Genomic DNA, 13,936 nt, shown 5'->3' on the forward strand with positions numbered 1-13,936 from the left:
GTGAACAAAAAGCGAAAGTTTCAAAGCCAAATTCGCCGGTTCAAAACGAAAAAGGCCCCGTCACAGCGGCAACTGTGAACCGGGGCCAAATAGAAAAAGCCTGTCAGCTTCCAACGAACACTAGCATGGGCCAGTGTCTCTTCGCAAACGCTCAGTCTGCTTTTTCATGGCCTCTGACCGGTGAGGTGATCCAATGAGCTGGCGTATCGCAAACGAATGTGCCGAGCGCCGCTTTGGCAGCGCTGCGCGCAAGCAGATCATCATGTTCCTGGCTGACAAGGCGAGCGATGACGGCTCGGGCATCTGGTGCTCCAAGGGAACGATCCAGCGCCACACAGAGCTCAGCGAGAGCACGGTCAAGCGCACCATCATCGACTTCCTGCGAGAAGGCATTCTGATCGAGACAGGGCGGCGGCAATGCAAGAATGGCTACACCGTCATTTACCGCATCGTTCTGGAACGTGTGGCGGCGCTCGACCCCACGGCCGAGCCCGATATTGAGACGGGGGTCACTGTGAACCCCGTCCAGCCTGAACCCGGTACGGGGTCCACGGTGAACGGGGTACGGGGTTCACGGTGGACCCCAAACCATCCTAAAACCATCCATAAACCACCTACGCGCAGGCGCGAGGCGGCGGAGGAGGTTGAGGATATTGAAGCTGAGAGGATCTTGGCGGCCTATCCCGAAGACAGGATCCGAGACCGGCGGACTACTCTGCGCCTGATTGCAGCGGCTGTGAAAGCCGGTGTGGAGCGCGATGACCTGAAGCAAGCGATCAAAGCCTATGCCAAGGAAAGCGAAGGCTACACGCGCAGCAAGGTCTGCTTCTCCGACAACTGGTTCAAGATGCGCCGGTGGGAGAAGGGGCTTGCCCAGGTGCAGGCCGACCGCGAGAAGGCGCGAGAGGCCGAAGCCAAAGGCCGTGCGAGCCTCGCCGAGTGGATCCACGAGCGCCATCCCCTGTGCCGCCACATCACCAACCGGCAGATCGAGGACTTGATCGCGTCAAAGCTGGTGACGCCCGAACAGGTTCGTGCTGCGGGGCTGCAGGCGTGAAAAGGATCGGCGTAAACTGCGTTTTTGGTGCGCTTGAACTCAGGGCAACGCCGTCGAGGGTTTGCACGCCCTGGTCAACTGTTGATCTCGGTCTCGAAGGTCTCGATCGTAGCGATGATTTCATCGAAGGTTGGTGCGTCACCGATGATCATTTCCCGCATCCCGACATAGTCATTTCGAAGAGCGGCAGCGAGTTCGGCGTTTGGGGTCAAGCGCAAGGAGCCGGGCTTCGCCTCTTCATAGTTTGCTCGGGCGGACTTGAAAAATACCGACTTGTGATGCGCGACTTGGTTCAGCAACTCGACCCTTTCGAGAGCACGTTTTTTGGCTTCGTGTCCAATCAGCTGCGCCATATCGTAGTAATGGCGGGACATGCGATCTGCGAGGGGTTTGGTTGCATCTTGATGAAAGAGCATATGCAAAATGGTGGCTTTTTCCCAGAACGTGCGCTCGACCCCCAACACTTTCACGCCGACCAGACCGTCTTTCAGAAGATCGGGAAAAGCCTGATGCAGGTAAGGCGCAATGTCGATCTGCTCAGCGGGCAGCTGGACGCCACGGGCACCGAATTCAAAGCGTACAACCGGTTTGACATAGCCCGCATCGCTTTCTGCCAACGCAGGGTACGCAAAGAGAATGGTTTGCGGATCACTGGGGTCGACCGATAGCGTGAAGCTTTGTTCTAGACTGGAGCCAAATGCTGTTTGAATCTCGGCCAGAAGTTGGCCTCCGACGGCTTCTTTTGCCGCTTCCTCCAGTTCCTGAAGCAACCTTTTCTGCTTCTTGCCCGATAGGTCCGGGCCTTCTGGGTCACGGTCGCCTACAAACCCAAGTTGTTCGCGGTCTAACGAGAGGTCCACATCCTCGGAGAAACGGTGGATCACGTCGTAGGCTTTGGACAGGGAAGTTCCGCCCTTGAAGATCATTTGCTCGCCAAAAGTTGGCAGTGCAAAGAGTTGCTTTAGGGACCAGCAAACCCAGAAGTCTTTTTCGATGATTGCCTTCGACATTCCAAGCTGCGCTGCAGTTTCTTGAAGGGCTTCATCTCTGAGTTCAGGTGCGTCGTTGGCGAAATTTTCCATGCTTAAGCGTGTGCAACAATCTGTTGCACGACGGGGTGCATCCATGCAGGGACGTGCCTGCTTTGCTTTGCCAAGAGCTTCCGATCATTGTCGTCCAGTGCGCGTGCAAGGCGGTCGACGATTTGACTGTCCACACGGTCTTTGCCGACATAACGCAACGCTTGGAAGACAACCCCAGTCTTATGTCCTGCGCCGACCAATGTTTTGGGGGATGCCTTGCGGAACTGGATGACTTGCCGCCCAACTTTCTTAGTGCGGGTTGGGCCGTCGGTCATATAGGTCGGCTTGGATGGTACCTGAGTGGAAAGGCCCAACTGATTGGCAGCCATCGAAGGAGAAGGTTGCAAGATCTGACCGTCCTTTCGAGCAACAGCTTTTGCGATGTCATCGGCGGAAGGCGACAGAAATCCGAAGCGCGGGCTCTTCTTCGGGTAGTCATACAGCCCCCGCGTCAGTCGGCGGATCACACCCTGATCAGCAAGGCGTGACAGGGCCTGATCTACGCTTGCGCGGGATCCGATGTCGAGAAAATCGGTCGGCGCAAAGATTGCGCCGCGACCTTTTCCGATGATGCGTTGCTTGATGTTTGACGTAATCATGTTCGAACTCCTTGTCAGAAAATATGGTATGTTTTTCTGAAAGTCAACGGGCCATGGAACAACCCCTCGGTAGGTGCAACTGGCATAGGGCAAAGAGGAGATCTGGTGCAAAATTTACGCTACAGGGAAAAATTCGAAAAATTACGCTGCGGCGTAAGTTGTCGTGGGCTAGACTGCTGCATCTATGATCTCTAGATCATACAGGGGATTTATGATCTAGGCATCATAGGCGGCGCTGGAGGCTGACTGGCAGAACTTCGTTCGAATTCCCCGAGATCTTGGACATGCGATCCGTCAGGCTCGCCGAGAGAAAAACTTGACGCAGGCCGATCTCGCCACGCGCAGCGGTGTTTGGCAGGAAACGATATCGAAAGTTGAGGCCGGGCGGGGCGGTACAAAGCTCGACACGATCTTGGCGCTGTTGGCAGCCCTCGACTTAGAGCTTTTAGTCAGAACACGCAGCAAGGGCACAGCATCTGATTTTGACAACATACTCGACTGAAGCCCCGCAGTGACGGAGTGATCGCCATCAAGCCGCAGCGGTTTTTCTTGGTCCTCAGCTCTTGTGACGCAGCATGACGACTCCGTTCAGTTTGTGAGTGCCTAACTCAGATCCTCAGCGCCGTGTTTCTGATTGCTGAACATAAGCGGGCAGCCGTGCCGGACGCGGTGCAGTCCCCGCTTCAACAAGAAAATTCCCCTGCGCCAGCGCATTCCTCGCGAGGCAAGTTTCTCGCTGACAGCCCCTTGGTGCCAGCTTTGATCATGTTCACCGAAACACTCAAAGTGAGGATCAAAAAATGGCTACTCAAACTCTGAAACTGAACGTCAAATCCGGCGAAAAAGACGGCAAGAACTTCTGGGACCGCTGCGGCGTCCTCTTCGTCAACACCGACGACAGCGGCAACATCACGTCGATCAACGTCAAACACAGCATGTTCCCCGACGTCGAAATGGTCGCCTTCCCGCGCCGCGATGAAGAACCGGTCACCGAGTGACCTTAGCGCCAGGGCGGGTTGCCCGCCCTGGCTTCCCGTTGCTCTAGGCTCACGATCGTTTCTCAGAAGCGTCCCTTGTTCCATTCATGCTCTTCCGCACGAGAAAGAGGCTGCGATGATCCTTCTTTGCGAACGAAGAACTCCTCCTTACCTTCTGAAATCACGTAAACGGGTTTGTTCGCCCTTGTGACTTCAACATGACAAATCTGTTTCTCATCATAGGTTGGCCAGTTGAGCTTCCAGAGCTTCATAACATCCTTGCCGAGGTACTTGTCGAAGATATTAGCAATGTGGAGTTGAAAGCCGTCCCGATCTTTCTTTGAAAGTGTGCCGCAGTCGAGTTCGAGGCCAATGGCATTCCCATGGTCATCTACACCAATGAAGAGGCTTCCACCGTCAGAATTCATGAATGCCGCAACTGTCTTGGCGACCACATGCTCGAGCTTCTTGTTCACTTCGCCAGTACGCATGTCGTATCGTAGGGTGGACTTGAACTCTACCAGCTGGCCCTCGCCCTCGAGGATCATCTCATGGATGGGGTCGATCTGCGTGGGGGCTTCGGATGGTTCGATGCGCTTCAAGATCTCGGCATAGAGCACTTCTGAGCGATGCTTCAGGAATGCAGTAAAATCATCTTGCACAACTGAGGCATCATCCAACTCGATGAGATGGCTGCTCAGCGCATGCTTTAATTCTGAATTCTCATCTGCAAAATCTGCTAGATAAACCGAGGGGGCCTTTGCGCCGATCCGCTTCTTGTTCAGTTCGGCGCTGACCAACGTGATGTTCACAATCGAGTTGGCATAGGGGGTCTCTGCATCGCTGCCATGCTTGCGGACAAATGCTCTCGGAAAGAAATGGTGGTAGTTCTTACTGCTAGCGATTTTGAGATATGAGTTATCCAGAAGCACCTTACCGTTTGTGTCGAAATCTTTTGGTTCATGATATGCTAGAATGCACAGGATCGACTTGCAGATCGCGTTCCCGGTCGAGAAGTCTGTTTCACGGAGATCTTGAGCTGAATTGATGAAAAGTTTGAACTCGGGGTAAGCTGGCCGCTGCCCTGCGATTATTAAATCAACTTTCTTGATATCAGCCGCCAGCTTGGATTCAGTTGCCGATGAATACCGCAGCGATAAGGAAGAACGCCAGAAGAGCTCTTCCAGATATTTCCGTTGCTGCCCGCTGGGTGACTTGCCCGTTTTCAAGAAGAAATAGGCAAAAGGCACGATGAGAGTGTCGTAGGGCAAGATTTGGGAAACAGGTATCCGCAAAACTGTTCGGAAGTGGTCGATGGTCTTCTCGATCGCAGAGATGACATCATCCCACCTTGCAATGATGTCGGCCTTGTCCAGGCCAAGGATCGTCTTTCGCTTGCACTCCTTCGACTCGCTTATGACGAGGCTCAGGATTTGCAGAAGAACAGAGGGAGAAATGTTTTCGTACTTGCTGTCATTAAGTTTTTTCTGGAACTTCTCCCAGCGGGCCTGCATGTCGAAATCAGCAGCTTCGTCGTAGGTCTTGGCCGACATGATTTCGAAAAGCGTGAGAACCTTTCCCCCCGTATTTATTCGAGTAAACACCTCAATGGCGGACTCGATATCGTTCTGTCGAAGGGTGACCGTTGAAAACGCATAAGTCTTAAAGGCGCTGGAGTACGCACTGATCTGATTGATTTGCGTTTTCTCAAAACCACGCTGTTCCAGTTCATTGCCCATCTGGTAGTCAAAGTTCAGAACGTCATGCAGGGGTATGAAAACCTCCGCCTCGTCTTTCACGGTGACGATGTCCTTTTCCTTCTCCTCGAGGTTCTCTTCCAGGTTCACGACAATGTCTTTGTAGTCGGTCACCTTTTTCTCGGTGGGTTTTCTGATCTGCGCACCGAGATAGGCCGCGAAGAGGGAGGTGATGCGTTGCTGCCCATCAAGGACGTACTGAACATTGCGCCCAACGGGCGTCTCAGGCAGATCAAAGCCACCAATGTTCTTTATATCGTTGATGCGTTGATCCGTTTCCCAAAGGATGAAGGTTCCGATGGGATAACCTTTGAGGATAGAATCCAGAAGCTTGGCAGTTGCCTTCAAGTCCCAGACGAAATCCCGTTGGAACTTGGGCACCTTGATGATGCCCTTTTTGACGTCCGAGATCAGGTCATCATATGTCTTTGAATCTGGCTTTGGCTGATTATTCATTCGTCCGTCCGTCTAAATCTTGCGCTTCAATCGATCCGTTGCAACTCGTGCGAGTTTGTCTCTTGCGGCATGCCATCACCCTTCAAACAAGTTGGTGCGATGCCAGCTCAGGCGCTTCGCTATTTCGTCATTCAAGCGGGTCAAACGCATCGTCGGCAGTATCCCGGAAGCTACTTGATCCACGTCTGAGACTTTCGTCGAGATCAGAATGTTCCCACCGTCATCAAAGGACACCAGACCAGCGTCGAAGGCGGCGTCTAGCGTGGCGACCAGAAGCAAGCCGTTATGCACGTTCAGGCGCTCTTCGTCGCTTTCACATTTGGCCCAGGGAATGATGTGGCTCGCGCGTAGCAGCGTCGGGTTCTGGACACCGGTGACAGCGCAGGATTTTTCCCAATAGTCCATCAGGGCCGAGCGAAACACATTCTGCCCGATCCGTTCCTTGCGCAGTCGTTCCACCTCGGTGCTGGAAGGCCCCTCTTGAAGCAGCCGTTCGAATTCTGCCAGGGGTTCGTTTGGCAGGGAACGCGCGAGCGCCCAGATGCGGCCGATGATGCGGAACAGATCGCCAGAACTGGGGGCGATGAAGCAGTCAAAACCCGCATGCGCGACCGGCGCGGGGGAGAGCTCGCTCGACAGTTCGCGGCCAACACCCCGATGTGAGGTGCCAACGAAAAAGCGCCCTGTATCATCCGTGGTCAAGGCAAGCCGAGCAGTGACTGCATGGCCTTGAAAACAAAGCCAGCCATCGCTTTCGCCAAGGGGGATTGAGAACCCGTGGTCGAGGGCAGATTTCTCAAGACGATTACGAAGGCTGAGGTCCATACGTCAGCCCCCCGTCATCCGGTCAAAGGCATCAAGGACGAGCCGCCGCGTGCGGAATTCCCCGAACTCGTTCATTTCCTTGGTCTTCAAGCCACGGAATGTTTCCGACGGGTAATCCTCCCCCTTGATGTCATGCGGATCGAGCACATAGCGCAGTTCGTCTTTGGTCAGACCATATTTCTTGGCAAAGAAAGCATCGAGTTCGGTTCGTAACTGAGCCCGGCGGTCAGGGTCAAAGGCGAAGGGGGCTCCGGTGTAACCAAGATCTTCGGCCCATGGGCGCATCGCTTGACTGGTATAGGTGAGTTCGAGAACGCGTTGTTTGACGAATTTCTGATCATCAAATTCAAACTCGTCTGGCCGCATGAATGAAAACTGTTTCAAGTAGGTGTAGGTCATCGAAGTTCCCCCCAACTTCTGGCGAACAAGAAAGTCGAAGGCAATGGAAGTGAAGCCAGCCAATAGCTTAGAAGCTTCGATGGCATCGCTAGGAAGAAAAACCAGTGGCAGCTTGTGGCCTACTCCGGCGAACGGAAGAATGGCCGATATCATGGTTCGTTCGTTTGTCGAGTTCGTTATGTCTCGGAACCCCATCAACCATCGCGGCTTTTTCCGACCAATCAGGTCCCCCGTCAGCTCCAGCCATCGCCCGTCATAGTCTTTGATAAAGGCGAGGTCGTCTTCGTTCAGCGGCGTGTAGCGCTGCATCTCCACCCCGCGAGGGGCGGAGGCGCTGAGCCAGTTTTGCAGGCTTCTGCCCACAACGCTGGTGGATGTCGCTTGCGGGCCCAAGACGTTTGTCAGATGCGCCTGAATATCGCGCAGGGATGCGATAGGGTTGTGCGGGCTCAAGCTTGGGGTCGATCCCAAGACCCACTCTGCAAGAACCTTAAGGCAGGCTTCGGCCTCTTCCTTACGGAATGCCGATTTCAAACGCGTCGGCACACGGGACGCCCGCAGGTCAACCTCATCTTCCGGTACCCAATAGCGCGGGGTCGGTTCAAAGTTCGGATCCTGTTTCTCTTCAAGGGTGACATCGCGTGTGGATTGATCTTCATCCTCACCCTCATAGGTCGCCCACCGATGATCGTAGTGGTGGATCATCTTGGCCTCATAGAGCGGCACAAAGCGCCGACCGTCTGAGTGTTCCCAATCGGTGCCGTTGCGGGCGAAGCCTGTCCTCGCGAGGTCGTCCGAACCACGGAAATATCCGCTATCGCCCGACATGTGAAACATGGTCTGGAAGCTGATCCCCCAGGGGTTCTTGTCGCCTTCCGGATTGTCAGGCCGTTCTTCGATCAGAACAGGCGCTTTGCCGTAGAGCTTTGCAGTTAATTCTGCATCGGCGCGCGACCGAAAGACGGGGGCAGTCTTTGTGTTGGGATTGATGGCCGCGATTTGTTCGGGTGAGAGTGTGAAGCGGCGTTCCTTCTCTTCGTACATTGTGGGGTTTTGAAGAAAGAACGCGAAATCGGCCTTATCGGCAGGCCCGATCGCTAGGATGGAAAACTTCATACGGCTATCGACCGCTGGGAAGAGCTTTTCTCTGTTCTCAAAATCGATGATGGCTCGAAGGCGTTTCGTTGCTACCAGGTCGCCAAAAAACGCACTGGTGGAGCTGTCCGTGGCAATGCCTGTCGGCACGATCATCCCTGCGCGGCCAGAAGGGGCTTCACGAACCCCGCCTGTGTCCGCAATCGCCTGGAGCAGTGAGGTTTGGGGAGCCTTCTGCGACTGCATGTTTCGACGGGCAAGGCGTGAAAAATGCTCGGCGAAAAGCGCATAGGTGTTGACGTCACCGACGCCGGACAAGGGAAACCGGCCCGACTTGCGGACAAAGAAACTGGCGGCTTCTGCCGCACGTTTCGCCGCTTCAAATTCGAGAAAGAGATCGCGTTCAGCTGTGCCGTCCTCAGCTGCAGACAAGGCCTTGATCAGCTTGTCCCTCGCGGCCTTGTTCTTTGCAGTCGCAATCGCCGTATCCCGTGAGGCAAAGAACTCTTGCTCCTGAAGTTTGATACGCTCCCACGGCGGGTTTCCTACGACGGCATCAAAGCCGCCTCGCGCCATGACGGCCGGGAAGGCCAGTGGCCAATGTAGAGCGCTGTTCTGGTCAGAGACGCTGTGGGCATTGTCTTGCAGGATATCGGACCGGATTTTGCCGCTTAACGCTTCCCACATCGCACCTGTCGTCGGCACGGGCATGTCAACCAACGTTCGGGCGGAAGGCTCTTCACACACCTTGGGTGTGAAGAAGGCTGCCACGTACATGTCGCAGGCCAATTTCAAGCGCTGCCATTGGTCAGACGCCTCGTACTTGGCAAATGCACGCGCCTTGGTCTTGACCTCCTTCAGCGTATCTTCGGGCATGGCTGCGATTTTCCGTGCGCCATCGATGATCTCAGCCGGAGCTGCGAGAGTTTTGATAAAGCCCGACGCGGCCTTGCCGTCGCGTTCGTCCTTGTTGAGGCGCTCATAGGCTTTGGCCACTTCTTTGTCGTCGCCGGACATCGCCTTGTAAGCATCGTCTGGGATACCGGCCTTTAGCATTTCGTAGTCGAAGATCCCGATCAGGCTGTCACCGCATTGGATGCGGGCGTCGAGGAAGGATAACGGCTTGCCTGGTTCCAGTGCTTCGATCCACAAGGCCACCTTGCAGAGTTCAACCGCCATTGGGTTCCTGTCGGACCCGTATATGCAATTCCCGACGACCTCACGCAGGGCATGTTGGAAGACTTCTTGTGAAATGGCTCCGGGCATCCGATGACGCGCGATGCGGGCAGCGGCCCTTCGGGCGGCTCCAAGAAGAAAGTGACCGGACCCACAAGCTGGGTCGATCATCGAAAGCTTAAGGATTTCGGAGACTGGATCGTTTGGATTTCGTGCCTCCGCTGCATCCAGCACGGGATCCAGCGTGGTATCCAGAAGAAGTTTCACCAAAGAATCTGGTGTGTAGTAGGAGCCTGACACTTTGCGGGCGTTTCCCTTGGTCGCATCGCCTTCCGCAAAGGTGAAATCTCTCGCCTCGAGGTTCAGCTCTGGTGTGAGTTCCAGCAGGCTTTCGTAGACTGACCCCAGTTCTTCGGTTTCCATGTCACGCCAATTCACCTTGGTCATGGATTGGCCCTCAGGCCGGAACCAAGCCACCCGCCAGATCGCTTTTAAGAAGCGTTTGTTGTCGATCTTGCAGTTGCCAAGATGTTCGAGTTTGTCTGGGTCAAAGAGCCCGCCAAGAGCAACCAGCCCAAGAGCAGGCTGTCCGTCCGAAAGTGCTTTGAAGAGGGATTTCATCCCCTCCCAAGCATCAATATTTTTGTCGAGAGAGGCGTTGCGAACGCAGCGTTCTCGGAGGCGGTGCAATGAATACCCTCCAAGATAGGCCTTTCGGGCGGCGTCGCTGGTATTTGGGGCATGCAAGAGGTCGCGGTCTTCTGCCGCGAATAGGAAGATGATGCGGTAAACCAGCCGCAATAGTTCTTCATAGTAGGCTTGGCGTCTTAACTCGCCTGACTGGAGCTGGTCTCGCAGCTCCGAGTTGAAGGGATGTTGGATAAATCCTCGCCCCAGTTCAATCAGTGCAGCTTCCACGCCCAAGCGCAGATTGTCTTTTGCAGCTGCACCATCGAGACGGCTCCGCTCTTTCCAACGCTCCAGCGGGCAGTCGGACGGACTAGTGCCTTCGACGCCAAATCGGGAAGCGTGAAGGATAAGCCATGCTGCGGAAAAGTCGGGAAAAAGCCCTTCTGTGAAGATCTTCTCGAAGTTCACTTCGATCCAGGCCGGTCGTGTGAGACTTGCATTGTCCCGCATGATACGCAGCACGCTACCATCACAGGTGATACCCCATAAAGCATCTTCATCGGCGTTCAGGTATTCCTGCAGGAGCTGCGTTGCCGACCGTCTCCGAGTATCATCCCCAAACTGGGAAAGGGCTTCATCGATACCAGTTTTTCTGCTCTCAGCGGGAGCAGAAGGGGCGATGATGACCGGAATGCGTCCATTTTCTGCAGAAAAGTTAACAGGGAAGGTTCGGTCAGCTATCTGCTTGCCAGCCGACTTTGTAAGGGTTTTGAATCCGAAGCATTCTGAGAGCAGGCTTTGCACGAAGCCAATAGGAGCAGACGCATTAGCCCCCTTGGCAGCCTCAAAGCTTTCCCAGTGAGCATGGGCGATCTGATAAAAGCGAGCGATTTCATCCCGAAGCTTTAGGCCCTTGGGAATGCCGTAGCGTTCATCACTTTGTTCGGCTGCATCACCAGCTGCAATTTGGGCGATCACATCTGTTGGTAGAAGACCGCCAACAACTTCAATTGCCGCAAAATCTAGGCGAGCAGCGCGGCGGGATTGCTTACCTCTTTTTGTAATTCTGGCCATGGTCTTACCCTTACAATCCCGGCATCAGCACATAGAAACCAATTACATCGACTGGCGTGATGGCGCTGACTTTTACCTGTCCTTTTGACCCCAGTGCCTGACGCACTCGAACATGGTCGACGGCCAGAACTTCTGACCGCTCATGCGCAAATTGGGTGAGAGCTGGCTGAAGAGCCTCCAGAGAATTCAGCGCCCGTTCAATCTGGTTTTGGCGGGTGCTGTTATCGAGGTTCTGACCATCCTGATCGAGCAGGGCAAAGGCATCTTCGTTCCACTTCATTGGAAGCTTGGAGGAAGCGCTGAAGGCGATGGCAGCGGACTCTTCTGCCATGGCAAACTTGGGACCAAGCTTGCCCCTGGAGTCGATGCGATGGCGCACTCTCAGAAGTGCAAGCCAGGTCACTTCATCGACTGCATCCGTTTCCCAAGCCCCCAAACGAGGCAAGGTGGACAGGGCATCTTCGTCGGCAAACTCATCTAGAGCTTGCTCAAGGAAGGTTTCAGCAAGAACAGACGGCAAGGCATGAGCACGGTGAACGGAAATCGTCCCACTTGGAGGGCGAGCAGAGAACCCGACCTTGAGCGGCTTGATATCTGCATCCTCAATCAAGCTTTCTGCGATGAAGCGCTCTTTGATGTGGTCAGGAACGAGGTGAAGAGCGACCTTGTAGGCACCAGATTTTAGGGGCTCCAAGGGTTGTCCAAGACGTTTCATGGCTTGGAACACAAAGCGTTCCGTGTCCTCGTAACCACCAAGAGCCGTTTGGGTCGCTTCCCATTCAACGGCAACTTCTTCAGGCTTCAAAGAATTCTGCGCAAAAATGGTGCGGGTCTTCTTTTCCTGCTCGGATGCATTAATCCACGCCATCTCAATCTGGCGAGCCTCTTCCGAGTCCGAGAAATCGAGATCAAGGGTCATCTGTTTCTGACCTCTCGCCCGCAGCATCACCGTAGACATGAGGGCTTTGGTCAAAGAGCCTTGATCATCAGGCAGCGGAACCCGAACGCCCGTCTGCTTCGCAATGGCTTCCGCTTTGCGGATGATCACTTCGAGAACAGCACCATCAACAGGGTTATTCTCGCCATACATCAATACAGAGCGAACAATCGGGGCTTTCTGACCAAAACGGTCGATACGGCCTTCTCGCTGTTGATGCCGGGTCGGGTTCCATGAAAGGTCATAATGAATGACCGCATCGAACCAGGCTTGCAGGTTGATACCTTCGGACAGACAGTCAGTTGCAACCAGAATTCTGTTTTCATGACCTCCAAGTTCTTCAACTCGGATTTCACGTTCCTCTGAAGGCATAGCCCCGGTCACAACCTCTACAACGTGCTTTGAGGCAAACTTTTGAAGTGCTGCCCCGATTTGTTCAGCCGTTGCGATGTAACGGCAGAAGATAACGGGCGAATGCCCCTTCTTGAGCATATCTTCCAAGGCTTTGATGAGCGCCTTGAACTTGGGATCCTTTTCGACCTCTGCAGAGAGCTTGTCTGCAGTGGCAATCAGTGAACGAAGATTTTCATCTTCGATGCCGACGCCAGGTTCTAGATCGTTTTCGGAAAGCTCCTCGTCATCCAAGGTTTGAGCTGAAAGCTCACTTTCCGAGATGGCATTAGGGTCCAGTTGGGCCCGTGTTTTGAGCGCACGTGCAGCGGCAGCTGGACTGGATCCCACACAGCGCATCAGGGCAAGTGTGCCCCAGAAGGCGAGACGTTTTTTGGTCTCACCTTCAACAGACTCAATGACTTCTGCACAGTAATCGAGGATTTTTCCGTAGAATTCTTCGTATTCGCCTGTCAGGCGGTAGGGGAAGTTCGAAGTCTCATGCGTTGGGAAGAGACCGGGTTCTTTCCATGCATCGATGTCACGACGACGACGCTGGATAAAGTGCCCTGCAAGCCTTTCTCTCAGCTGGCGCTGTCGTTCACCACCTGCATCCTGAAGTCCTGCGAATTCTTTGTCCAACAGTCCAAGAAGATTGTGAAAGGCTGTCTCATCACCTGAATGTGGAGTTGCGGTCAGAAGCAAAATGTTGCGTTCAGGATCATCTGCCAGCGAGCGGACAAGCTCATAGCGTCTTTGCCGTCCTTTACCTGCACTGACCGCAGAGTGGGCCTCATCGACCACAACCATGCTTGGGCATGCACGCTTAAAGTCAAAGAAGCGCCGTTCACTCTTGATGAAATCCATCGAAACCACGGTGAAGGGGTAGGCTTCGAAAATGGAGACGGTGTTGGGCAGGTTGCGTTCAAGTCGTGCCGCTTCAGATGCAGTCACGGGCGTTGCCGGAATAGAGAACTTACTCTCAAGTTCACTTGTCCATTGCTCGACAAGATGGGGGGGGCAAAGCACGGTGAAGCGGTCAATTTCACCACGGTCGAGCATCTCTCGTAGGATAAGGCCAGCTTCGATTGTCTTACCGATACCCACATCATCAGCGATGAGGAGACGGATGACATCCTGACGAAGAGCCATCATCAATGGAGCGAGCTGATAGGCTCTGGGTTCAAAGTTAATGCGACCAGCTGCACGGAAAGGTCCTGCACCACGGCGCAAGGACAGTCTGAGTGCATCCCTGAGTAACTGGGCGGCATCACGTCCACCCGCCTTATCCGTCACAGAAGGGGGCTCAAAGCTGGCGTAGGTGACCGGATCCGCTTCCAGCTCAGGAATGATCGTTTCAAGGTCGGCTTCAGACCCAGATAGAGGACGCAAAGTCAAAGCGTTTGAGCTATCGACAACAACCCATTCACGTCCACGTGCTCTTACCAATTCGCCAGGAGAAAACTGTTCTGCAATACCCAT

Annotated in this window: 9 protein-coding genes; 3 read left to right on the forward strand and 6 right to left on the reverse strand. The window is 54.3% G+C overall.

All coding sequences use genetic code 11. From position 1 onward, the window contains the following. The first annotated feature begins 193 nt into the window (after positions 1-193). The gene (locus ACRARG_RS15800) at positions 194-1,057 is read left to right on the forward strand and encodes a hypothetical protein (RefSeq protein WP_432690976.1); all 864 of its coding nucleotides are present in this window, start codon (positions 194-196) and stop codon (positions 1,055-1,057) included. 74 nt (positions 1,058-1,131) lie between these two features. Here ACRARG_RS15800 and ACRARG_RS15805 read toward each other — a convergent pair whose 3' ends face one another. Continuing rightward, on the reverse strand, positions 1,132-2,139 hold the full coding sequence (locus tag ACRARG_RS15805) for a nucleotidyl transferase AbiEii/AbiGii toxin family protein (RefSeq protein ID WP_432690977.1): 1,008 nt from the start codon (positions 2,137-2,139) through the stop codon (positions 1,132-1,134). Between the two features lie 2 nt (positions 2,140-2,141). Beyond that, a complete protein-coding gene (locus ACRARG_RS15810) occupies positions 2,142-2,738 on the reverse strand; it encodes a DUF6088 family protein (protein WP_051371964.1) in 597 nt (198 codons plus the stop codon). Positions 2,739-3,003: 265 nt separating this feature from the next. On the opposite strand from ACRARG_RS15810, the gene ACRARG_RS15815 reads away from it, so the two are divergent. Continuing rightward, entirely contained in the window at positions 3,004-3,240 is a 237-nt protein-coding gene (locus tag ACRARG_RS15815) for a helix-turn-helix transcriptional regulator (RefSeq protein ID WP_432691380.1), read from the forward strand. A 298-nt stretch (positions 3,241-3,538) separates the two neighbouring features. Further along, on the forward strand, positions 3,539-3,736 hold the full coding sequence (locus ACRARG_RS15820) for a hypothetical protein (RefSeq protein ID WP_054463755.1): 198 nt from the start codon (positions 3,539-3,541) through the stop codon (positions 3,734-3,736). A gap of 62 nt (positions 3,737-3,798) precedes the next feature. Here ACRARG_RS15820 and ACRARG_RS15825 read toward each other — a convergent pair whose 3' ends face one another. The 4 genes from ACRARG_RS15825 to ACRARG_RS15840 all read right to left on the reverse strand — a co-directional run bounded on the left by ACRARG_RS15825 (position 3,799) and on the right by ACRARG_RS15840 (position 13,936). After that, complete coding sequence (locus ACRARG_RS15825) at positions 3,799-5,928, reverse strand: GmrSD restriction endonuclease domain-containing protein (RefSeq protein ID WP_432690978.1); 2,130 nt, start codon at positions 5,926-5,928, stop codon at positions 3,799-3,801. A 75-nt stretch (positions 5,929-6,003) separates the two neighbouring features. Further along, positions 6,004-6,753, reverse strand: a complete 750-nt coding sequence (locus ACRARG_RS15830) for an HNH endonuclease (RefSeq protein WP_432690979.1) — start codon at positions 6,751-6,753, stop codon at positions 6,004-6,006. Positions 6,754-6,756: 3 nt separating this feature from the next. Beyond that, a complete protein-coding gene (locus ACRARG_RS15835; RefSeq protein ID WP_432690980.1) occupies positions 6,757-11,127 on the reverse strand; it encodes an Eco57I restriction-modification methylase domain-containing protein in 4,371 nt (1,456 codons plus the stop codon). Positions 11,128-11,137: 10 nt separating this feature from the next. Then, on the reverse strand, positions 11,138-13,936 hold the full coding sequence (locus ACRARG_RS15840; protein ID WP_432690981.1) for a DEAD/DEAH box helicase: 2,799 nt from the start codon (positions 13,934-13,936) through the stop codon (positions 11,138-11,140).

Source organism: Pseudooceanicola profundi, from assembly GCF_050897955.1.
Taxonomy (GTDB): domain Bacteria; phylum Pseudomonadota; class Alphaproteobacteria; order Rhodobacterales; family Rhodobacteraceae; genus Pseudooceanicola.